The organism is Bifidobacterium sp. ESL0819 (genome assembly GCF_052606245.1).
On the sequence record NZ_CP199587.1, the window covers coordinates 1178776 to 1200684 of the forward strand.

Consider the following 21909-nt stretch of genomic DNA (forward strand, 5'->3'; position numbering starts at 1 on the left):
CCGCTCCTACGATGACAGCATGAGGAAAAGCGTAGGCGCTGGGTATGCGCACCTGTTGACGGTCCCCAATCCTCGGCATGTGGCCAGCCTGGTTGACTACTTCACACGCGGATCCAAACCGCGGTCCCAGTGGCGGTTCGGTATTGAGATCGAACATCTGCCAATCCGCAACGATGGGTCCGATGCTCCGGTTCCCTATGAAGGGGAGCGGGGCATCGAGGCTCTGTTGTCTGCCTTGGAGCCCTGCTACGACGGCGATGCAGAATATCGTGAGGACGGTCATCTGGTCGGACTGAGTCGTCCTGGCTGCGTGGTCTCGCTGGAGCCCGGAAGCCAGGTGGAGTGTTCCCTTGGCCTGGTGCGGGACAGTCGTGAATTCGAGGACCTCTACCGACGCTTCCGTGCCGATGTCGATCCCATCGCCGAGCGGCTCGGGTTTCGCTTGGTCGAGTACGGGTACCGCCCGGCTGGGTCCTACGCGGACGTGAGCGTCAATCCCAAGGAGCGCTATGCGGTCATGAACACCTATCTGGGCCGCATAGGCCAGTGCGGACCCATGATGATGCGCAGCACCGCCTCCACCCAGATCAGCATCGACTACCAGGACGAGGACGATGCCATCGCCAAGATCCGTCTAGGCACGGCCATCGGTCCCATTCTGGCCTACTGCTTCCGCAACACTCCGATCTTCGAGGGAAGACGCAACCGCATGCCCCTGCGGCGCCAGCGGATCTGGGACTGGCTTGACACCCAGCGCACAGGCCTGATCCCGGGGCTGTTTGAGGATGGCTTCGGTTGGGAGAACTATGCCGTGGACATTCTCTCCACCCCGCTCATGGTGGCCGATGTCTCCCACACCCCTGAGGTGGATGGACCACAGGGGCAGCAGGTCTTCATAGCCTGGCATGAGAACGCCGGAGAGATTTATCCTGATCGGCGGCTCAATGATGCCGAGATAGCCCACATTCTGACCACGCATTTTAATGATGTTCGGCTGAAGAACTACATCGAGCTCAGACACTGGGATTCTCTGCCCATGAAACGTGCCAGCCGACTTCTGGAGGTCGTCGGCGGCATCTTCTATGACTCGGATCGATTCGCCAGACTTGTCGGGCTCCTGGACGGGGTGAGCGAGGAGGATGTGCTCCAGGCCAAGGCCGACCTGCAGGTTCGTGGCGGACAGGCCAGCCCCTATGGCCATTCCTTGGATTTCTGGAGGCAGGCCTTGGGCGCAGAGGACACTCTGGACGGTCTTCCGGGCGATCCACGCCATCCTGATCTCTTCCAGTCCTGACGACTATTTCGTTATGCGAACGGACGATACCGGTTTCCTGAGGATGGTATAATCTGTTCACCAATGGGCCTTGATCCGTTATCAGCGGGGAGCCCTCGGAAGAACGGGCTCGCTTGCAGCGATCCTCAGTAGAACCGACGGGTGGGCCCGCATAGCCCAGTTCAAGCGGTCCGGCGTAGGTCATTGGCCGGGCAAGCGAGGTGGTACCGCGGTGGGCCCCATGGTCCCTCGTCCTCGGCATGGCGACATGAACGACCAGCGAGGAGCGTGAACGGTGAATCAGACCACTGATACCCCAGATGCGACAAGTCAGGATGGCGAAGTCTATCCCAAGGCGGTGGTGGACCCGGCTCTGGCCAAGGTGACGCCCAACCCCTCCTTCCCCCACATGGAGGAGTCCGTTCTGGACTACTGGGATCAGGACGACACCTTTAACAAGTCGGTGGATCGCCGCCCTTCCGGCGATCACGCAGACAATGAGTTCGTCTTCTTCGATGGCCCGCCCTTCGCCAACGGCCTGCCCCACTACGGACACCTGCTGACCGGCTATGTCAAGGATGTCATTCCCCGCTACCAGACCATGAAGGGCCACAAGGTCAATAGGGTCTTCGGCTGGGACACCCACGGTCTGCCCGCCGAGCTGGAGGCCCAGCGCGAGCTTGGCATCGACAGCGTGGATCAGATCGAGCAGATGGGCATCGAGAAGTTCAATGACGCCTGCCGCGCTTCTGTGCTCAAGTACACCAGCGAGTGGAAGGACTACGTCCACCGTCAGGCTCGCTGGGTGGACTTCGACCATGGGTACAAGACCCTGAATGTCCCCTATATGGAGTCGGTGATGTGGGCATTCAAGACCCTCTACGAGAAGGGCCTAGCTTACGAGGGGTATCGGGTGCTGCCCTACTGTTGGAAGGATCAGACCCCGCTGTCCAACCATGAGCTTCGCATGGATGCCGATGTCTACCAGGATCGGCAGGACACCACCGTCTCCGTGGCCGTCAAACTCAGAGACGAGGATGCCTATGCGGTCTTCTGGACCACTACCCCTTGGACCGTCCCCACCAACCTGGCCATCGTGGTCGGCGCTGACATCGAGTACTCGGAGGTCAGTCCGGTATCGGGGCCCTTCGCGGGCAAGCGTTTCTACATCGCCACGGCCCGTCTGGGCGACTATGCCAAGCAGCTGGGGGAGGACTACCAGGTAGTTCGCACCCTCAAGGGGTCAGAGATGGAGGGATGGCGATACTGGCCGGTCTTCCCCTACTTCGCTGGAGGGCAGGCTGAATCCGAGGGTGGCACTCCCGGTCCCAATGCCTATACCATTTACACGGCCGACTATGTCGACACCGTGGAGGGCACCGGCCTGGTCCACCAGGCTCCCTACGGCGAGGACGATATGAACACCCTGAACGCCAAGGGCATTCGCAGCGTGGACGTGCTTGATGCAGGCGCCGTCTTCACCGAGCAGTGCCCTGACTACCAGGGCCTGCAAGCCTTCGATGCCAATATGCCCATCGTCCGCAATCTGCGCGCAGGCGACGGCCCCCTGGCACAGATCCCTGCCGAACATCGTGCCCTCCTCTTCCAGGAGAAGAGCTATGTCCACTCCTACCCCCACTGCTGGCGTTGCGGCACCCCGCTGATCTACAAGCCGGTTTCCAGCTGGTTCGTCTCCGTGACCAAGATCAAGGACCGTCTGTTGGCCCTCAACCAGCAGATCAACTGGATCCCTGAGAATGTCAAGGACGGCCAGTTCGGCAAGTGGCTGGCCAATGCCCGTGACTGGTCCATCTCCCGCAATAGGTTCTGGGGCTCGCCCATCCCGGTCTGGGTCTCGGATGATCCCAAGCACCCTCGGGTGGATGTATACGGTTCCTTGGATGAGCTCAAGAAGGACTTCGGCCGCTACCCGACCGATGACAAGGGGCAGATCAACATGCATCGGCCCTGGATCGACCAGTTGACCAGGCCCAACCCTGACGATCCGACCGGCAAGTCCACCATGCACAGGATCAGCGATGTGCTGGACTGCTGGTTCGAGTCGGGCTCCATGCCCTTCGCACAGTTCCACTACCCCTTCGAAAACAAGCAGTACTTCGAGGATAGGGATCCCTGTGATTTTGTGGTCGAGTACATCGGCCAGACCCGGGGCTGGTTCTACACCATGCACATCATGTCCACGGCCCTTTTCGACCGGCCGGCCTTCAAGAACGTGATCTGCCATGGCATCGTCCTGGGTTCCGACGGCCAGAAGATGAGCAAGCACCTGCGCAACTATCCGGATGTGAACGAGGTCTTCGACAAGTACGGATCCGATGCCATGCGGTGGTTCCTGATGAGCTCTTCCATTCTGCGCGGCGGCAACCTGGTCGTCACTGCCGAGGGCATCCGCGACACGGTCCGTCAGGTCATGCTGCCGGTCTGGAGTTCCTACTACTTCTACACGCTTTACGCCAACGCGGCCAACAAGGGCGCCGGCTACCAGGCCCAGGCGCTAACGCCGGACCGTGTGGGCGACCTGCCGGAGATGGACCGCTTCCTGCTGGCACGGACCCGTCGGCTGATCTGGTCGGTGCAGAAGGCCCTGGACGACTTCGCCATCTCGGACGCCTGCGATGCGGTGACCGACTTCATCGATGTGCTGACCAATTGGTACATCCGCAACAACCGCGACCGCTTCTGGGGCGAGGACCACCAGGCCTTCGACACGCTCTACACGGTCCTGGAGGCCTTCGCCCGAGTTCTGGCCCCGCTGGCGCCCATGGAAGCCGAGCAGATCTGGCGTGGGCTGACCGGTGGGGAGTCGGTCCATCTGGCCGACTGGCCCTTCCTGGCCGATGAGGCCACCGGGCAGGAGACCGAACTAGGACAGGTCCTGCGTGACGATCCTGCCTTGGTAGCCGCTATGGAGAAGGTCCGCGAGGTGGTTTCAGCCACTCTGGCCCTGCGCAAGGCCGAGCAGATTCGCGTCCGTCAGCCCTTGTCCCGGTTGACCGTGGTGGTCCGTGACCCCGATGCAGCCAGCCCCTATGTGGACGTGCTCAAGTCCGAGCTGAACATCAAGGATGTGGAATTCTGCACCCTGGATCAGGCCGGTCAGCACGGCCTGCGAATCATCCATGATCTCAAGGTCAATGCCCGTGCCGCCGGACCTCGGCTGGGCAGGCAGGTCCAGTTCGTCATCCGGTCCTCCAAGCAGGGCGACTGGTCCGAGCAGGACGGGCACGTGGTCGTCACCACTCCTGATGGACTTGTGGCCCTGGAACCCGGCGAATACGAGCTGGACAACCGGATCGAACAGGAGGACGGCTCCCAGGCCGATCGGTCGGCTTCTGCGGCTCTGCCCACCGGCGGTTTCGTCATCCTCGATACTCAGCTGGACGACGACCTTCTGGCCGAGGGCTATGCCAGGGATCTGATCCGCCAGGTTCAGGATGCTCGGAAGACCGCTGGCCTGGACATCGCTGACCGGATCCAGCTGACCCTGACCCTGCCCGAGGAGGATGTCCCCAAGGCTCAGCAGTTCAGCGATCTGATCGCTCGCGAGACCCTGGCGACCAGCCTGACCGTCCATGCCGGCGATCTGGACCAGCCTAGGATCGATCTGGTCAAGCCTTGATCGTAGTTAGACAAAAGGGCTTCCATCCTGTATCAGATGGAAGCCCTTTTCCTATGCCTGCGCTTAGCCGTGTACTGACATCTGAGCTGCCGTGCCGGCTGTTGATCAGCCCTTGACCTTGTCGCTGACCTGATCCAGGGTCTGCATATCCTGATCGCTCAGTTCCAGATGAGCAGCGGCCAGGAGAGCCGGCAGCTGCTCAGGAGTGCGCGCAGAGGCAATGGGGGCCGCGATACCAGGCCTTTGGTTGAGCCAGGCCAGTGCTACGGTGGCCAGTTCGACTCCATGGGTCTTGGCGATGCCGTCCATAGCGGCGACCACGTCCAGCCCCTCCTGGGTGAAGAAGTCCTTGACCATACCCTCGCGCTGCTTGCCCTTGAGGTCGCCCATGGTCCGGTACTTGCCTGTCAGGAAGCCTGAGGCCAGTGAGAAGTAGGGGAAGACCGCCAGATCCTCGTCCTTGGCAACCTGCATAAGGCCATCCTCATAGGTCTTGCGGTATACTAGGTTGTACTGGGGTTCCAGAGCCACCGGCAGGGTCAGGCCCTCCTTGCGTGCGATGCTGAACCATTCGCGGATCCGCTCCGGGGTGTAGTTTGACAGGCCGATGGCCCGGACCTTGCCCTCCTTGACCAGCTTGTCGAAGGCTTCAGCGGTCTCCTCCAAGGGGGTGGAGCTGTCGTCGAAGTGGGCGTAGTAGAGGTCGATCACATCCAGGCCCAGCCTGAGCAGGGATGCGTCGGCGGCGGCCTCTATGTTCTTGGCCGAAAGACCGGAGTACTGCGGGTGCTGACTGACCTTGGTGGCTACCAGGACTTTGCTGCGGTTGCCGTTCTTGGCCAGCCATCGTCCTAGGACGATCTCGGACTCGCCGCCGGAATGTCCGGGAGCCCAGGCCGAGTAGACGTCAGCTGTATCGATCAGGTTGCCTCCGGCTTGCGAGTATGCGTCCAGAACCCGGTCGGATTCGGATTCGTCGCTGGTCCATCCGAAGGTGTTGCCGCCCAGAACCAAGGGGAAGATTTCGGCATCGATGCCGCGTAGTTTTGCCATGTTCATCCTTTCGGTTTGAAGTCTTATTAAGCCGAGTCTATTACCGCTTTATCGTCAGAAGGGATTATTTAGTCGGGTTCATCATGTATGGTCATGATGGAAAAGGCCGGAATGCAGCGATTTGCAGGTCCGGAATTCAAAGGTTTTAAGCTCGAAGGAGAACACTTATGAGTTTAGGCGTTGTCATTTTGGCCATCCTGCTGGTCATCTTCCTCATGGGGATCTTCGTAGTGCCCCAGCAAAAGGCATACGTCATTGAGCGCTTCGGCAAGTACCAACGGGTGGCCCTGGCAGGCATCCATATCAAGATCCCTTTGGTGGACCGGGTAGCCACCAGAACCAACCTGCGGGTCGACCAGCTCAACGTCAAGCTGGAGACCAAGACCAAGGACAACGTCTTCGTCATGGTGGAGGTCTCTGCACAGTTCCGTGTGGAGGCGGCCAATGTGGCTACGGCCTACTACGAGCTGGTCAACCCGGAGGGCCAGTTGCGCTCCTACATGGAGGACGCCCTCAGGTCGGCCATTCCGGCCCTGAGTCTGGATGACGCCTTCGCCCGCAAGGACGACATCGCCTCCGATGTGCAGAAGACTGTGGGCCAGGAGATGCAGCGCTTCGGGTTCTCGGTCATCAAGACCCTGGTCACCGCCATCGATCCCTCCGGCCAGGTCAAGCAGGCCATGGACTCCATCAACGCGGCTCAGCGTGAGAAGGAGGCCACCAAGGAGCGTGCCGCGGCCCGCAGGATCGAAATCGAGACCCAGGCCAGGGCGGATGCCGAGAAGACCAGGATGCAGGGCGAGGGTCAGGCTAATTACCGCCGGGAGATCGCCAACGGCATTGTGGACCAGATTAACAGCCTGCGGGCTGTGGGCATGGATATCGATGCCGTCAACAATGTAGTCCTCTTCAATCAGTATCTGGATGTGATGCGCTCGCTGGCCGATTCCAGCAATGCCAAGACCCTGGTTCTGCCTGCGGCGACCCCCGGCGGGTACAACGATCTCTTCAACCAGATGACCGCTGCACTGATGACCGCTCAGAGCAGCCAGGACAGCAAGAATCCCCAAGACAGCAGCAGGTATACACAGACAGGGGGCGGGACCGAGGCATCGGTTCTCTAAGGTTTCAATAGAAGAAGCCGAAGACAGGCGCCGTTTACATGGCAGGCCCGGCGGGATTCAGCCTTTCAGGAAGTCGTTTATAGCCTCGGCTGCCCGATAGCCCTTGTCGTACATGGCATTGAGTCCCTTGAGTGACTTGCTGAGCGTGGTCAGCCCGCACAGACTGTCCGGGGCCAGGATGAGTACCTGGCCCTCCTTCTCAGCCTGTTTGGCCAGGGCCACCTCGTCGTTGTAGGTGCGATAGCGCTCCATCAGACGCTCGGCGGCCGCCGGATAGGTCTTGGCCAGGATTCGGGCCGGCAGGACATCCTTCTTCTGCTCGCGCAGAATATCCCTCTGCCGTGTCAGGACCAGAACGATGCGCTCATAGCCCTCGTCCAGGGCCTTGCGGATGGGGACTGGATCGGCGATTCCGCCGTCCAGGTAGGGCACGCCATCGATCATGTAGGGCTTATTGGCCACCGGAACAGTGGATGAGGCCTTGAGGACGTCATAGTTGTCCTGGGCCAGGTCTGACTTGTCGAAGTAAGCGGTGGATCCGTCAGTGGCGTTGCAGGCCACAATGGTGAATAGGGCAGGATTAGCCTTCAAAGCAGGGTAGTCCAGCGGGCATTCCCCATTATGGGCTGACAGTTTGCCATAGACGTAGTCCAGATCGACGAAGGTGCGCTTGGTCAGGAAGTTGCTCACACTCGCGTACTCCTTGCGGGAAGAGTAGACGGTGTAGAAGCGGTAGCAGCGCCTGAGCTGGCCTGATAGAAAAGAGGCCAGATTGGCGCTGCCGGCCGAGACTCCGTAACAGTGATCGAAGGTGATGCCCTGCTCCATGCAGCGGTCGAAGACTCCGGCTCCAAAGATGGATCGGTAGCCTCCACCTACGTCGATGACAGCTGTTCGTTTGCGTGCCATGGGCACCTCGTTTCCTGACAGAAATCTGCGCTTGATGACAGCTTATGCGTGAACGTTGGACAAGCTGCTCAGGGGCGGCAGGAGGCTAGAAGCCGCTTGGACAGATCCAGGATGGCCAGTGAGGGATCGGAATTGGCGATCTGTACCCTTCCGGGACCAGGGTCCTGGTTGAGGGCATCGTCTTGGGCCAGCAGATCCTTGAGGTGGCGAGCCGTTCCAGGGTTGCCGTCGATCAAGGCCAGGCTTGGCGGGCAGATTCGGGCGATGGGCTGTCGGAAGAAGACAAAGTGGGTGCAGCCCAGGACCAACGCATCCAAAGTCTGCAGATCATAGGGATCCAAATAACGGTGCAGGGTGGCATCGACTAGGGGCTGGTCATTCAGCCTGTCAGACTCCACAATGGTCACCAGATCTGGGCAGGGCTGGGTGAGGATGGTGTGCTTGCCGGAGAACCGTGCCATCAATTGGGAAAACTTGGACTCCTTCAAGGTCAGCGGGGTGGCCGTGACCAGAACTCGTTGGGGTCGGCCTCCGCCTCGTGTGCAGGCTAGTTTCAAGGCCGGCTCCATGCCGATGACCGGCACAGGGTAGCGTCGGCGCATCGCATCCACGCAGACGCTGGTGGCGGTGTTGCAGGCAATGACCATGGCTTTGACGCCCTGGTCCATGAATCGGTCGCCGATAATTTGACAGCGCTGGGCAATCTGGTCCGGCTTCTTGGTGCCGTAGGGGGCATAGGCGGAGTCGCCGAAGTAGAGCAGATTTTCCTGGGGCAGAAGGTTCTGGATTGCCGCAGTGACGCTCAGACCGCCGAGCCCGGAGTCGAAGATCCCGATCGGTGCATCTGATCCCATGTGATCTGCTCCTTTCACAGCCGAACAACCAGCCTAGCCTGTCGCCGAAAGGCCGTACGCTACAAGCATGAGTATTCCCCGGACTGTTTACAAAATGCAAGCCACTGGCAACGATTTCGTGGTCTACGCCGATCCCCGGGGGAATCTGGAACCCACCGGCGACCAAGTGCGATGGCTGTGCGACCGGCATTTCGGGGTCGGCGCTGACGGGGTCATCCGGCTGACTCACCCGGCCGATGTCAGCGACCTGAATCAAGAGCAGGTGGATGCCTGCGACCGTTTCGGCTGCCAGTGGTTCATGGACTACCGCAACGCGGACGGATCACTGGCCCAGATGTGCGGCAACGGGACGCGGGCCGTCACCCTCTTCGCTCAGAAGCAGGGACTGACGCCGACCATGGAGGGTTCCTCCTTCCTGCTGGGGACCCGAGCCGGGGTCAAGCGGATCGTTTCGCACGGTCCGATGAAGAGCGATGGCGAACATGTGTTCAAGGTCAAGGTCGGAACCTGGCGGATGGAATCGGTAGGGGAACAGCTGGTCGATGGCGGGGACCTATCAGGCTCGGCTCCTGGCACCATGGTGGATATGGGCAATCCGCATGTAGTCGTTCTGACCTCAGTCGCTGCTGAATTGGAGGCCAGAGGGCTGCCGGGAACCGTGACTGACCTGCTGTCCAGGACTGATCTGCCGGACCCGGGCGATCTGGACCTGTCTGCTTCGCCACGGGTCAGTCCCGGACTCGCCGAGGGGCAGAATGTGGAGTTCCTACGTCTGGATGCCCTGGATGCCGAGAATGGCAGCGGTCGGGCTACCATGAGGGTCTATGAGCGTGGAGTCGGAGAGACTTTGTCCTGTGGGACAGGTCTGTGCGCCAGCGGCGTACTGCTGCGAGCACTGACCGGAGCCGATCACTGGTCCATACAGGTAGGCGGGGGCCGTCTGAAGGTGGACGTGGATTCGCAGGATGTGTGGCTGACCGGACCGGCCAGAATGGTAGCCCGTCTGACTCTGGAGAATGTTCCCGGCTGTTGATCAGCCGAAGAGGGCGGAGCCTTCAACAGCGAGGACGATGGTTGCCAGGACAACCAGCCAGATTAGATCAACCATCAGATCGAAATGCCGCTGGTAGTAGGTCTGAAGCCATCCTGGCCTCTTGCGCGGCAGACCCTGCTGAACCACTGTGGCATGGCTGAACGCCATGAACTGCAAGCTGGTGGAGAAGGTCATGACCAGGCACCAGGGGCAGAGGGCGTGGATGACGAAGAGCGACTGGGTGAACAGCCAGAGCGCATAGGCCAGGGCGGCAAGCGAGGCCAGCCAGGTCCCTGCCGCCAGCAGTGCGGGCATCTTGATTCGGCACATGCCCACTACAGCCAACGTCAGGAAGACGGATTCGGCTATCAGTCCTAGGAAGGCATTGGGAACCGGCAGGGTGCCCAGACGAATCAGCTCTGCCTGGGGCGACTGGGCCACGGCTGAGCAGGAGACCACCGAGTTGATGTCGCAGCTCAGCTGGCCTTGGGGGTGACGTGCCAGCTGCAGGGTTTCCGCAGATAGGACCAGACTGGCATAGAGTGCCATGAACGATGCCAAGGCAGCAATCACATAGCTGGAAAGCGATGAAGAGGTCTGTTCGCTCATGGGGTCCATCACCTCGATGATTGGAGGGGTTGTTCTGGGACTGGAACGCGTTCACGAGTTTAGGATGGAGGTATGACGCATGAGGATACTGCCACGGTCTCCAGTCCGTTTGGAGTCGGGGCCGGATGGGACCTGCACTGCCATACCGTGTTCTCAGACGGCACCGAGACGCCTCGAAGGATGGTCGAGCAGGCGCAGCAGCAGGGACTGGAGGGTCTGGCCATCACCGACCATGACACCAACGCGGGCTGGGACCAGGCTCGACAGGCTGCGCACGACTTGGGAATGCCCCTGCTGCCGGGTACCGAGATCACCGCGCAGGATGGCCGTGTCTCGGTCCACATGCTGGCCTATCTCTACGATCCGAAGGATCCGGTCATTGCCGGGCTCTTCGCCAAGACCAGGGAAGCCAGACTGACCAGGACAAGGACCATGGTCGAGCGGATATCTCAGGATTATCCCATCACTTGGCAGGATGTGCTGGATCAGGTCAAGGAGGGGTCGAAGACCACGGTGGGCCGTCCGCATATCGCCGATGCCCTGGTCAAAGCCGGTATCTATGGCGACCGAAGCCAGGCCTTCGCAGGAGTCTGCTCCTCCAAAAGCGCTTATTACCTGCCTACGCCCTCGCCGACCACTCACCAGGTGCTGGAAGCGGTCAACCATGCAGGCGGCGTCCTGATCATCGCCCACCCTGGTGCCGTCAGCCGCAATGCCGTTCTGCTCTCCGACCGGCAGATCGCGGCTCTGGCCAGGGAGGGGCTTGGTGGCCTGGAAGTCTGGCATCGAGACAATCCGCCTGAGCAACGTCGACGACTGCTGGCCCTGGCCCAGCGCTGGGGACTGCTGGTGACCGGAGGATCGGACTGGCACGGCCAAGGCAAGCCCAACCGCATGGGTGAGAACAGCACCAGTGGTGAGGTGGTGGCCCGAATCGTGGACAAGGCCCAGGGATCTCGTCCTGCGGCTTGGAGGAATTAGCGAATACGGATCGGGGGCGGTCAGACCACAAGGATCCGGCCGCCCCCGTCAGGTGATCATAGCCTTATTCGGCGGAGCTTCCCAGGGCGCCGAAACCGACCGGATGAGTGGTGTCTGAACCGACTACTGCGTAGCCCAGTGACTCCTTGGGAACGATGATGTGCCGGCCCTTGTCGTCCACCAGATCGATGGGTCCGCCCTGGCTCAGGGCTTGGCTGATGTGGGCAGCCACCTCGTCGGCCTTGGCGTTGGTGCTGAAGTTGACCGTGCGGGCCACATTCTTGATGCCGAATTCGATATCCATTGCTACCTCCAAGGTTTTCTCCGTTGCCCAGTCCTGCCGGTCTACGGATCTTCCGGTCTCATTATTCGCTGACCCCGGTGATTACGCTCTAAGCGTCCTGGAGCGGCTTCTCTTGGGAAGAATTGGTCTCCGGGGGCGACGCTGATGCCTGTCCGTCTGTGACGATCGTAGGAGTCTGCTCGGGCAAGGGTTTTCTGGCGAGGACGATGGTCTCGGCCTGATCGTCTGCAAGAGCTTTGGATGACAAGGCTTCATGCGGTTGGGGAGCGGTCTTTCCTGCCTCAGCGGCATTCGAAGGCTGGTCGTCTATGGAAGGGTCAATATCGTCATCACCGGTGACTGGGTTGCCGATGCCGCGGAAATGATCGCTTAGGCCCGATTCTTCGTGCTGGGAGACAGGATCAACAGTTGGATGTCTGGACTGATCGTCACTGCCGATGTCGGCGCTCTGGGCCTGCCTCACGGGTTTCTGCCTTGCGTCAGAATGATCCATGGCAGTCTGAGTCTGAGCCAGGTCGGCCATATCCACCCTGCTGATGGCGATAGTGACCGAGCTTTCATCCACCGGTTCGGCGGAAGGCTCCTTGGGTGAAGCCGTTGCATCTGCCGAGGCGGGGTTCTGCCCTGGCTGCGGATTCTTCTGTATCTTCGCTGCAGAGGGGTCTTCAGAATTGTCGCCCTCCAGCAGCGTGCCCACAGTGATGGTAGAGGGTGCGCCATCGGGTGACGAACTGTGCGTCTGCTGCTCATGACGGGTTCGCAGGCCCTGCTCGTGATCGCCCAGCTGCTGGGCCAGACGCTCCACCTGGGCCTTGAACTGGACGATCCGTTCGTTGTCCGCCCGGTCCAAGGCGGTGATGAATTCGCCCACCTGCTCCATCTGCAGCCAGAGATTGGCTCGGAGCATGATCAGGTCATCCAGCCTGGCTCCCATCATCCTGCCATAGGCCGCTATGACTGCGTTTCGGCGGGACCCGTCCAGCTTAGCGAAGATCCAGGCCAGGTCGCGGGCAGGGTCGTTGACCTGCATGTCCTGCCATCCGTAGACCCCGCTCAGTCCTGAGCCTGCGTAGAGCAGATCGCCATCGGAGAATCCTCCGTGCACGGTGCAGGTGTCGAAGGACCAGAGTCCGTCGGTCGCCACGATGGAAGCCCAGGAATCAGTGATTTCCTCGGGCACATGGCCATCCATGCGCAGCCGCTTGATCCATCCTCGCAGTTGTGCCGCGATTTGGTCAGTGGAGAAGGCTGGATAGCCGTAGGTTTTCAGGAAATCAGAGCGCACCCGGTGGATGGCGCCGATGGCGGTGCCTGCGGCGGTGCATTCGTTGAGGGTCAGCAGATGGAGGGGACGGATTCGGCCCGGGCAGTGAGTCATGACGGCAACGGCTGTGGTACCAGTCCGACTGTCGTCCCGCTCGCCTGGCTGGTAGGCCAGAATGTGCTCGACCCGGAAGCCCATGGCTGCAATCTCTTTGGCATCGGCCAGGGCCTGAGCTGCTTTGACCCGAGCGCCCAGCCGACGTTTGCCGGCATCCGAGCTGGTCGCCCAGACATCGTAGACATTGCCGGTCGCGTCCTGGACTACGGCGCAGTCTACGCCCTGTGCACGGTCCAGGCTGCTGAGCTGGTCGCAGTCTCGCGCTCCGGTCATGGGAACGTCGGGCATGGCAGCCGATGCTAATGCAGCCAGGGTCAGCTTCGTTCGTTCACTCACATTCTCAAGGATAATACAAGGACTGTTGTGGATTCGGTTGTCCACTTGACCACATAGGCACGCCGCCGCCGGTTCCGGTACCGGTCTTTGGCACAATGGGGGTGTGCATGAGGATGAGGAACGATTGCTGGAGGGTCTGGATCCTGCCCAGCGACAGGCGGCCACCGTGCTTGACGGCCCTGTGCGGATCGTCGCAGGCGCCGGGGCTGGCAAGACCAGAACCATCACCCGGCGTATGGCTTATGCCTGTGCCAGTGGCAGCTGGGAGCCATCCAGAACCTTGGCGGTGACCTTTTCGGTCCGTGCGGCAGCTGAGATGCGCGATCGTCTGAACAAGCTTGGCGTGTCGGCCTCGTTGAAGGCGGTGACCTTTCACTCGGCGGCCTTGCACCAGCTCAGGCGGGTATGGCCTCAGGTCAGCGAGACCTATCCTCCCGATCTGATTGAGGATGTGGCTCCCCTGGTGTCATCAGCCTATCAGCGGGTCTGCGGACAGGAGCCCGATCCAGGCCAGATCAGGGATCTGACTGCCGAGATCAACTGGGCCAAGGTGGGGCTGATCGCTCCGCAGGACTATGTTCGCGTCTGTGCGGCCGCTCACCGTCTGCCTCCTGCCGGTCTGGAGGCTGATCGGATGGCCGACCTGTACACGGTTTTCGAGAGCTCCAAAGCCGCCCACAATCAGATGGACTTCAACGATATTCTCCTGCTGGTCTGCCACATATTGGAAGAGGACGGGCGGGCTGCTGCAGATATTCGAGACCGGATCGGCTGGCTGACCGTGGACGAGTACCAGGATGTCTCACCCCTGCAACACCGGCTGCTCAAGCTCTGGCTCAACGGGGGGCAGAACCTATGCGTGGTAGGGGACCCGGCTCAGACCATCTACTCCTTCGCTGGGGCCACATCCTACTACCTGCTGAACTTTCCCGGGGAATTTCCAAGCATCAAGGCCGATCTGGACCTGTCCACCGACTACAGGTCCACTAGGAAAGTGGTCCATTATGCCAACGGCATTCTGGCGCACTCGCCAGTGCGTGGCGACTATCTGAAGCTGACCTCGGCCCGTGAGGAGGGCAGCAGGGTCGCGATGACCCGTTACGAGGACGATCGTGATGAGGCTGGAGCCGTGGCTTCTCGTCTTGCCTCCATGATCAGAAAGGGGGCTCAGCCCGGCCAGTTTGCAATCCTGACACGGATCAACGCCCAGCAGACTCTGATCTGCCGTGCCCTGCACGAACATGGAATCGGATACCGGGTTCGCACCGAGTCAGGCTGGCAGAACCAGTCGGTCGATCTGAGCAAACAGGAGGTGCTAAAGCAGCTGGAGGGCGGCATGGGCCAGGGGAGGGTCACGGTCTCCACCATTCACGCCGCCAAGGGGTTGGAGTTCGCTCACGTCTTCATTGTGGGCTGTGCCGAAGGGCTGATTCCCTTTGGTTCACCGCCCGAGGGGGACGCCCTTGAGGAGGAGCGCCGTCTCATGTACGTGGCAGTGACCCGGGCCGAGGACACTCTGCATCTTTCCTACGCGGAACACAAGGATGGCAGTGCCTTCGTCCGACGCGCCCCCAGTCGGTTCATTCATCGCTGAGCACTAACGTCCCGTCCATCGTAGCGTAGGGGAATCGGTTCAGGCTTGGTCGCTGTCCGAATCGCCCCTGTCTGAGTCGTCCGTGTCCGGGTGGGCGCTGCCAGGGTCTTTGGAATCCGAGCCGGCGCTCTTCGGATTGCCAGGAGCTTCATGGTCTGAATGCTTCTGGTCGGTTGAAGCGTCAGAATCGGAATCGTCGGAGTCTGCAGGGGCGGTCGCATCGGCAGAGGAATCCTTCTCCTGGGCGTTCAGCAGTTTGTCCAGCTCGGCATCCCAGTCCACCGAGGCGGCGGTCTTTTGCTTGGACTGCCCCTCTGCAGCGGTTGATGTTCCTCTCTGATCGGCTTCGTCCTTGGCGGGCAGGGAAGGCAGAAGATCAGGGTGGGACCAGTGGCCGTCCCGGCCTTGGATTCCCTCGTCGGCGGTTATGCGCTCCCAGAGATCGGCAGCCTCCCGCAGCCGCTTGGGATGAAGATGCAGACCCAGCAGGGATTCGAAGGTCTGTTCAGCCGGTCCTCCCACAGCACGCTCGCGTCGGGTCATCTCCCGCAGCTGCTCAAGATGGGGCAGGTGGGCCATGCCGGCGTTCCAGACCACGCAATCCACCCAGCCGTCCACCAGGGCCAGCAGATCGCCTAGGCTGTGCAGGGCCTCCTTCTGTTCAGGGGTGTCCTCAATGCCGACGTTGCTGAGGTTGATGGCGCCGGCGATGGATTCGGGGTTGATCTGTTCGGCATCGCGCAGTTGGTCCTCCACGGCGTCCAGGTCGATGGAGACCCCCCGTGCATACTTTCCGATCAGGGCCTCGAAGCGCGGCATCAGCCAGGGGACAGCCGCGTAGAGCCGGGCGTGTGCGGCCTCCTTGAGAGCCATGTAGCTGGTTACCTCATCCAGATTCAACTCCAGGGATTTTGCGTATGACTTGATGTTCTGCGGTATGAGGGCGCCGGCGGGGTTCTTCAGCAGTAGAATGCCCTGGTCGAATCCCCCGTGGACCTCCTTGGCCAGCTCGCCGGCGGCCTGTCCCAGCTGCATAGCGAAGGAGGTATTTCCCAGCAGCCTCATCAGTGTGGTCGGGTCTTTCAGATTGTCGGGCAGTGGGATGGGCACAGGCCCGGCGAACATTCCCGAGATCTCGCCCTGGTCGAAGCCTTGGAAGCGCTGGCTTATGACGGAGGTCAGCGCCTCGCTGACCGCCTGGGCCACAGGTGATGCGAACTGGACCCAAGCGTCTATGCTGCCCTCGATCCATCCGGCACGGGTCAGTGCTTCGGCGTGGCCTGGGGCGGGGTCAAAGGCGCAGACGGTGTCCAACCAGAGGTTAGCCTCGCTCATGACTCGGGCCACCCGGTCGCTATCCTCGGCGGTGACGGTGGTATCGGACTGGTCGGCCCTAGTGCGCCCCAGTGCGATGTTCTTGGCCAACGCAACGTTGATGGGCCCCTGATCAGCCTGGGCCTCCATATCGGTCGGCGTATTCAGCCCCCCAGCCGTGAAAGCCTGGATCAGAGCCTGAACCTCGGCGGGTTTGGGCAGCTGATCGGCTCCCTGGGCCGCCATCTGGGATCGGATGGACTCAGGCAGCTGTGAGAACTGACTCCAGGCCAGCTCGCCCTGCACCGGGCCGAAGCACTCGATGAGCCATTGGTGGATTGCATTCTCGTCCATAGCTTTGTTTCCAGTCCTCGCCAAGGCAGGTTGCCCGCCGTCAAGGTTGACATCTGCCAGGATTATCGTCTTCATCAACCATAATATTGGAGCTATGACACTTCCGCACGGAAAATCGGATCACTGCGCCACAGGCGCATCCGAAAGGCAAGTCGGGGCGCTTGGCGGACCCACGCGCAAAATGCTGGTCGGCGGTCTTCTGGTCATTCTGGCCCTCTTGGTGCTTTTTCTTCCCTCGCCTTATACCATCGAGACGCCAGGACCCACCCAGGATGTGCTGGGAAATTCAAAAGGCTCGCCAGTCATCAAGGTGAAGGGCGGCCAGGTCCACCGTGACAAGGGCCGTCTGCTGATGACCACGGTCAATGCCCGCGGAATCCCCGGCTACCCGGCCTCCAACCTGGATGCCCTGGTTGGCTGGGTGGACCCCCATGCCGCAGTTCTTCCCCAAGAGGCTGTGGTGCCTCCCGGACAGAGCGTAGAGGAGTACAAGCGTCAGGAGCAGGGCGACATGCACGGCTCGCAGAAGGCTGCCTCGGCCCAGGCTTTGGCCTTCCTCAAGACCCATGGATATGACGTGTCAGGTCTGCAGTTCAGCATGAAGGTAGCTGATATCGGCGGACCCTCGGCTGGGCTCATGTACACCTTGGGGGCCATTGACATGATCACGCCGGAGCAGGAGACAGGCGGTCTGACCATCGCCGGAACCGGCACCATGGATCAAAAGGGACGGGTCGGGGCCATAGGCGGCATCCGGCTGAAGATGCTTGGAGCCAGACGGGACGGCGCCACCTGGTTCCTGGCTCCGAAGGACAACTGCTCGCAGGTGGTTGGCCATGTGCCCCAGGGGCTGCGCGATGTGCAGGTGGCCACTTTGGATGAGGCCTATAAGGCCCTAGTGGCTATTGGCCATGGTCAGGGGGAGGGGCTGCCCCGCTGCACGGCCGCTAAAGGCAGATAAGACAAGGCCGGCCCAATTGGTGAATTCCGGCAGTCTTGTTATGCTGAAGCCGTGGCTGAGACTACAACCTATACAGCGGAAGAGTTCGGTTTTCATCCCGGAGATATCGTTCAGGAATGGATGTGGGACGATGATGTCGATGACGGGATCCGGACCAGGATCGAGGACCTGACCGGCGAAGAGCTGGTGGACGAGGACTATGACGCAGCCGTGGATGGAGTCATCATCTGGTGGCGAGACGGCGATGCCGAGGACGATCTGGCGGACACCATCATGGATGCCTCGGCCATGATCAACAAAGGTGCGCCTTTCTGGGTGCTGACTCCCAAGCCCGGCAGACCAGGAGCTTCGGCGCCAGGAATCGTCTCCAATGCGGCCAAGACTGCAGGCATGAATGCGCTGATGCCCACTACCGTCAGCAAGGATTGGAACGCCACCCAGTTGCGGGCTTTCGGTAAGGGCAAGTAAGACTTTTGGCCGTCCAGGCGTTTCTTGCGGGTAGGTATATCGCGTAAGCGCCGATAAACGAGGTGGTGGGCATCGGGATCAACCGATGCCCACCACCTCGTTATCATTCATGAGGAATTCCCAGAGGAATCCCGCTGACCCAGCTGCCCCTACTGCTTGTCCTTCTCAGCAATCGCAGGAGCTGCCGTCGTGGCCTTGTTCTGATATTCGGCCAGCAGGGTATGCGAGCGGATGTCGCATAGGTTGGCCACCAGGGCCATGATCAGAATGACCAGGCCCACCAGGAATATCCAATGCAGACCATCGAAGACGATGGTGCGCGCCGGGCCCAGCAGTCGGGAGGGGATGCTCCCCGCCGTGGCTGGGTTGATCATGCTGTTCATCATATCCTCGGTCAGTCCCTTATGCTGAGGCACCTCGCGAGCAATAACCGTGTTCATGACGATGCCGAAGATGGAGACCATCAGGGTCTGTCCCAGGGATCGAGCCAGGGTGTTGAAGCTGGTCGAGGCACCCACGTCGCCTGAGGGCACCACGCTCTGAGCGGTGATGGTCGAGGTGGTGATGGTCAGACCGAAACCGAAGCCGACCACGGCAGAGATGAGCAGGAAGGCCCAGTAGGCGGTGGCCTGGGGGACGGCTATATAGCAGACGCAGGCTGTCAGGATGAAGGCCAGGCCTATGTTGGTGGCCCGATGCGGCGGGTGGTGCATGGTCAGCGGTCCAGCCAGATATGCGCCCAGGAGCCAAAGGATGGAGGAGGGTGTGACCACAAAGCCGCCCAGGGAGGGGTTCATTCCCAAAACAGACTGCATCCAGATGGGCATGTAGGTGTCGAAGCCCATGAGGAATCCCGCCACCAGGAGCATGCAGATGTTCTGTATGACGAAGGTCCTGATGCGGAAGAGCCGCGGGGGCAGGATGGGATCCTCCTGGCGGCCCTCCACATGGAGAAGCAGGGCAAAGGTGACCATGGTGGCGACGGCTAGGATCAGAGTGATTCGCACATTGCCCGCCGAACCCAGGCTCTGCAGGCAGAGCATCAGGCAGATCAGGCTGACGCTGAGCAGTCCGATGCCCATGTAGTCGATACGGCTTTCGCGCTTCTGGATATGCTCGCTCAGGAAGAGCTGGATCATGACGATGACCAGTAGTCCGATGGGCACGTTGATGGCGAAGACCCAGTGCCAGCTTATCTGCTGGACGATGAAGCCGCCCAGCAGGGGAGCGATGATGGAGGCGATGCCCCAGGCCGAGCCGTTCAGGCCGATCATTCCCGCCCGCTTGTCCAGGGGATAGATGTCTGCCAGGACCGTGTAGGTCAGCGGCTGGATGGCACCTGCCCCCAGACCCTGCAGAAAACGGGCGCCGATCAGCTGGGGCATGGACTGGGACAGGGCGCATAGGGTGGACCCGATTACGAAGACCAGCAGACCGATGGTCAGCAGCGGCTTGCGGCCGAAGCGGTCTGAAAGCTTGCCGTAGATGGGCGTGGTGACCGCCGTCATGAGCAGATAGATGGAGTAGACCCAGTTCATGATGGACAGCCCATGCAGGTCCCCGATGATGGTGGGCATGGCGGTGGAGACGATGGTCCCCTCGATGGCCGTCATGAATGTGGCGATGAAGACCGCTACCGTCACCAGGGTGCGGTTGGTCTTCCTGCCACTGCCTGTATCGACTGTCTGTGACAATCCGAACCCCCTGTCGTATGGTGTGTTTCTCTTCGTTTGCGGACAATGGCCGCGAATTCCTAGTGGATTATAGCCGCACCGTGTGGTCTTGTCACCGTGTAATCTGCTAAGGTGGTGTGCTGGTCCCGTGGCTCAGTTGGTTAGAGCGCCACCTTTACACGGTGGATGTCCCCGGTTCGAGTCCGGGCGGGACCACAGGGGTTTTGAGAAGGGCGTGCTCGGAGTTGCGTCTTAGCGCTCACGTAGAATCGATGCACTACGATCGTTGGCAAGAAAGGTCAGGAGGTCGATGCCTGATGTCAGCTAAGCCTGATGCCCGCGGAACCCAGGCGACCATAGCGCGCTCGGGCAAGCACAAGTGGGGATATGACACCAAGCAGGTGGATGCCTTCCTGGAGCGGGCTCACTCGCTTTATGAGAGCCGGGATCCTGACCTGACACAAGAGGAGATCGCCAACGCATCCTTTGATCTGTGCAAGAACGGCTATATCGTCACCCAGGTGGATGCTGCTCTCTCCCGATTGGAGAGGGTGATTTCCGACAGACAGACCAGTATGGAGCTTGCCCGGGTGGGCGTGGATGGATGGAAGAACAGAATGGTCAGTCTGCAATCCGAGCTGACCACTCATGCGGGCAGAGCTTCGGGCAGCGTCTTTAAACGCGGGGATCCTGGCATGCCTTCCTACGATTGCAAGCAGGTGGAGCGGCTGATTGAGCAGATTCTCAACAAGACATCGGATCTGCTCAACCTGCAGGAGGGGCGGAAAACAGGCTCGGACAAGCCAAAGAATACCGATATTACGGCCGATCGCGTCTCCAATGTCATCTTTACGCAGCGTCGGGGCTCCAAGGGCTATGACGAACGTCAGGTGGATTTCTTCTTGGCCAAGGCGGTCGAGCTCCTGGAACAGCTGGAATCCTTTGCCAGGGTCAGCGAGAAGTCCAAAAACCCTGGCCGCAGTTCGTCGACGCCTGCTGCTTCTGCACGATCGCAGTTTTCAGCGCAGAATTCTTCAGCCTCGGCCATTCAGCCTCTAATCGGGCAGAGCCAGACTCCTGCATGGAGCACAGCTGATGCCTCCGCTTCCGGACCGGTGGGGGCAGCTGTAGAGGGCACCCCGAACAATCCGGATGATTTTGCTCAGCTTCATCAGGCTGAAAGGGCCATCTTTGAGGCTCCGACAGCCAACACCCAGACGATGCCTTCGGTCAAGCCCAGCAGCTCTCTGAGCGCTCTGGCCTCGGCGGTCAACAAGCGGCTGGCACAAGACCGAGCTGGGGCATCCACGGGTGTTGGTGCAGCAGTTGCTGGTACAGCGCCTGCTGCATCTTCTTCAGCCAGACAGACCTATTCAGCCGGGACGGCGAACGGCGGATCTGCCGCTGCCCCTGTCAATTCCGCCGCTATGCCTGCCTCCGTCCCGCCTGCAGCGGCAGGATCAGCGACATCCGCGTCAGCTGCGCAGTCCGTGCCTATCAGCTACCCACCTTCTTCTTCGCCTACGACGCAGACGCCTTCGGTTTCCGTCTCATCCACTCCGGCCGCTGCTTCGGCAGGAGGGGCGTTCTCTCCCTCTGCTAGCACTGAATCGTCGAGACCCGCTTCGAATGGTGCTGATGATGACTGGTCGCCGGCGCCAGGAAGCACCTCGATTATCTCTTCACCCTTCGTTGACGGCCCTCTAGGAGCAGGCGGACCCTTGGGCAGCTATGATGATCCTGCACCGGAAGAGCCTGTCCCACAGGAGCGTCCCTCGGCTCAAACGACCGGAAGCGATAAGGATTCGCGCCAGTCAGTCTCGGACACACCCGACTGGGCCAAGCCGCGGTATTCACCAAACGCGCAGGGCGGTCAGAGCCAGGATCAGGATCCGGATTCCTATCTGGCATCCCTGGTCAACCAGGATCTTCCCAAGATAGAACTGGACATCCCAGATATTTCCTTCCCCGGTTTTGATGACGAGGGAGGCAAAGACGATAGCGGTCACTGAGTCATCGAGTGGTTGCGGAATCCGGAAGGCATGGCA

At 60.8% G+C, this 21909-nt stretch carries 17 protein-coding genes and 1 tRNA gene; 10 read left to right on the forward strand and 8 right to left on the reverse strand.

The genetic code is table 11. The annotated features are described in order from the left end of the window. Positions 1-19 precede the first annotated feature (19 nt). Positions 20-1294 (forward strand): glutamate-cysteine ligase family protein, encoded by a 1275-nt coding sequence (locus ACUIAD_RS04915; protein ID WP_445342954.1) that lies wholly within the window; start codon positions 20-22, stop codon positions 1292-1294. A 274-nt stretch (positions 1295-1568) separates the two neighbouring features. After that, positions 1569-4913, forward strand: a complete 3345-nt coding sequence (ileS, locus tag ACUIAD_RS04920) for a mupirocin-resistant isoleucine--tRNA ligase (protein ID WP_181414417.1) — start codon at positions 1569-1571, stop codon at positions 4911-4913. Between the two features lie 105 nt (positions 4914-5018). On the opposite strand, the gene ACUIAD_RS04925 is transcribed toward ileS, so the two are convergent. Continuing rightward, positions 5019-5966: an aldo/keto reductase gene (locus tag ACUIAD_RS04925; protein WP_110451828.1), complete on the reverse strand. Its 948-nt coding sequence runs from the start codon at positions 5964-5966 to the stop codon at positions 5019-5021. A 167-nt stretch (positions 5967-6133) separates the two neighbouring features. On the opposite strand from ACUIAD_RS04925, the gene ACUIAD_RS04930 reads away from it, so the two are divergent. Then, positions 6134-7090: an SPFH domain-containing protein gene (locus ACUIAD_RS04930; RefSeq protein WP_445342955.1), complete on the forward strand. Its 957-nt coding sequence runs from the start codon at positions 6134-6136 to the stop codon at positions 7088-7090. A 57-nt stretch (positions 7091-7147) separates the two neighbouring features. Here ACUIAD_RS04930 and ACUIAD_RS04935 read toward each other — a convergent pair whose 3' ends face one another. Next, positions 7148-7999 carry a patatin-like phospholipase family protein gene (locus ACUIAD_RS04935; RefSeq protein WP_110451830.1) on the reverse strand — a complete coding sequence of 284 codons (852 nt, stop codon included), beginning with the start codon at positions 7997-7999 and terminating at the stop codon, positions 7148-7150. 68 nt (positions 8000-8067) lie between these two features. Continuing rightward, the gene (murI, locus tag ACUIAD_RS04940; protein ID WP_110451831.1) at positions 8068-8853 is read right to left on the reverse strand and encodes a glutamate racemase; all 786 of its coding nucleotides are present in this window, start codon (positions 8851-8853) and stop codon (positions 8068-8070) included. Positions 8854-8920: 67 nt separating this feature from the next. On the opposite strand from murI, the gene dapF reads away from it, so the two are divergent. Then, positions 8921-9886, forward strand: a complete 966-nt coding sequence (gene dapF / locus ACUIAD_RS04945) for a diaminopimelate epimerase (RefSeq protein ID WP_110451832.1) — start codon at positions 8921-8923, stop codon at positions 9884-9886. Here the strand turns inward: dapF and ACUIAD_RS04950 are convergent, their stop codons facing one another. Beyond that, a complete protein-coding gene (locus ACUIAD_RS04950) occupies positions 9887-10495 on the reverse strand; it encodes a vitamin K epoxide reductase family protein (protein WP_181414418.1) in 609 nt (202 codons plus the stop codon). A gap of 72 nt (positions 10496-10567) precedes the next feature. Here ACUIAD_RS04950 and ACUIAD_RS04955 point away from each other — a divergent pair, with 72 nt between their 5' ends. Continuing rightward, a complete protein-coding gene (locus ACUIAD_RS04955) occupies positions 10568-11476 on the forward strand; it encodes a PHP domain-containing protein (RefSeq protein WP_110451834.1) in 909 nt (302 codons plus the stop codon). Between the two features lie 64 nt (positions 11477-11540). Here ACUIAD_RS04955 and ACUIAD_RS04960 read toward each other — a convergent pair whose 3' ends face one another. Next, entirely contained in the window at positions 11541-11780 is a 240-nt protein-coding gene (locus tag ACUIAD_RS04960; RefSeq protein WP_110451835.1) for a DUF3107 domain-containing protein, read from the reverse strand. 88 nt (positions 11781-11868) lie between these two features. Then, positions 11869-13497, reverse strand: coding sequence for a phosphotransferase (locus ACUIAD_RS04965; protein WP_110451836.1), 1629 nt, complete (start codon positions 13495-13497; stop codon positions 11869-11871). A 103-nt stretch (positions 13498-13600) separates the two neighbouring features. Here ACUIAD_RS04965 and ACUIAD_RS04970 point away from each other — a divergent pair, with 103 nt between their 5' ends. After that, complete coding sequence (locus tag ACUIAD_RS04970; protein ID WP_181414419.1) at positions 13601-15091, forward strand: ATP-dependent helicase; 1491 nt, start codon at positions 13601-13603, stop codon at positions 15089-15091. Between the two features lie 39 nt (positions 15092-15130). Here the strand turns inward: ACUIAD_RS04970 and ACUIAD_RS04975 are convergent, their stop codons facing one another. After that, positions 15131-16759, reverse strand: coding sequence for a zinc-dependent metalloprotease (locus ACUIAD_RS04975; RefSeq protein ID WP_110451837.1), 1629 nt, complete (start codon positions 16757-16759; stop codon positions 15131-15133). A 94-nt stretch (positions 16760-16853) separates the two neighbouring features. Between ACUIAD_RS04975 and ACUIAD_RS04980 the strand changes: the two genes are divergently transcribed. Both ACUIAD_RS04980 and ACUIAD_RS04985 read left to right on the forward strand, forming a co-directional pair. Beyond that, complete coding sequence (locus ACUIAD_RS04980) at positions 16854-17720, forward strand: S16 family serine protease (protein WP_110451838.1); 867 nt, start codon at positions 16854-16856, stop codon at positions 17718-17720. 51 nt (positions 17721-17771) lie between these two features. Then, the gene (locus tag ACUIAD_RS04985) at positions 17772-18188 is read left to right on the forward strand and encodes a DUF3052 domain-containing protein (RefSeq protein WP_110451839.1); all 417 of its coding nucleotides are present in this window, start codon (positions 17772-17774) and stop codon (positions 18186-18188) included. Between the two features lie 149 nt (positions 18189-18337). On the opposite strand, the gene ACUIAD_RS04990 is transcribed toward ACUIAD_RS04985, so the two are convergent. Next, a complete protein-coding gene (locus ACUIAD_RS04990; protein ID WP_445342956.1) occupies positions 18338-19882 on the reverse strand; it encodes an MDR family MFS transporter in 1545 nt (514 codons plus the stop codon). A gap of 121 nt (positions 19883-20003) precedes the next feature. Between ACUIAD_RS04990 and ACUIAD_RS04995 the strand changes: the two genes are divergently transcribed. Both ACUIAD_RS04995 and ACUIAD_RS05000 read left to right on the forward strand, forming a co-directional pair. Further along, a tRNA-Val gene (locus ACUIAD_RS04995) sits at positions 20004-20077 on the forward strand. Between the two features lie 101 nt (positions 20078-20178). Further along, positions 20179-21873 (forward strand): DivIVA domain-containing protein, encoded by a 1695-nt coding sequence (locus tag ACUIAD_RS05000; RefSeq protein ID WP_445342957.1) that lies wholly within the window; start codon positions 20179-20181, stop codon positions 21871-21873. Positions 21874-21909: the final 36 nt, after the last annotated feature.

Bases quoted from the DNA above. Each gene is read 5' to 3' on its own strand.
- ACUIAD_RS05000 (WP_445342957.1), top strand. From the start codon at position 20,179: ATGTCAGCTAAGCCTGATGCCCGCGGAACCCAGGCGACCATAGCGCGC.
- ACUIAD_RS04950 (WP_181414418.1), bottom strand. From the start codon at position 10,495: ATGAGCGAACAGACCTCTTCATCGCTTTCCAGCTATGTGATTGCTGCC.
- ACUIAD_RS04955 (WP_110451834.1), top strand. From the start codon at position 10,568: ATGACGCATGAGGATACTGCCACGGTCTCCAGTCCGTTTGGAGTCGGG.
- ACUIAD_RS04960 (WP_110451835.1), bottom strand. From the start codon at position 11,780: ATGGATATCGAATTCGGCATCAAGAATGTGGCCCGCACGGTCAACTTC.
- ACUIAD_RS04935 (WP_110451830.1), bottom strand. From the start codon at position 7,999: ATGGCACGCAAACGAACAGCTGTCATCGACGTAGGTGGAGGCTACCGA.
- dapF (WP_110451832.1), top strand. From the start codon at position 8,921: ATGAGTATTCCCCGGACTGTTTACAAAATGCAAGCCACTGGCAACGAT.
- ACUIAD_RS04980 (WP_110451838.1), top strand. From the start codon at position 16,854: ATGACACTTCCGCACGGAAAATCGGATCACTGCGCCACAGGCGCATCC.
- ACUIAD_RS04975 (WP_110451837.1), bottom strand. From the start codon at position 16,759: ATGGACGAGAATGCAATCCACCAATGGCTCATCGAGTGCTTCGGCCCG.
- ACUIAD_RS04925 (WP_110451828.1), bottom strand. From the start codon at position 5,966: ATGGCAAAACTACGCGGCATCGATGCCGAAATCTTCCCCTTGGTTCTG.
- murI (WP_110451831.1), bottom strand. From the start codon at position 8,853: ATGGGATCAGATGCACCGATCGGGATCTTCGACTCCGGGCTCGGCGGT.
- ACUIAD_RS04930 (WP_445342955.1), top strand. From the start codon at position 6,134: ATGAGTTTAGGCGTTGTCATTTTGGCCATCCTGCTGGTCATCTTCCTC.
- ACUIAD_RS04915 (WP_445342954.1), top strand. From the start codon at position 20: ATGAGGAAAAGCGTAGGCGCTGGGTATGCGCACCTGTTGACGGTCCCC.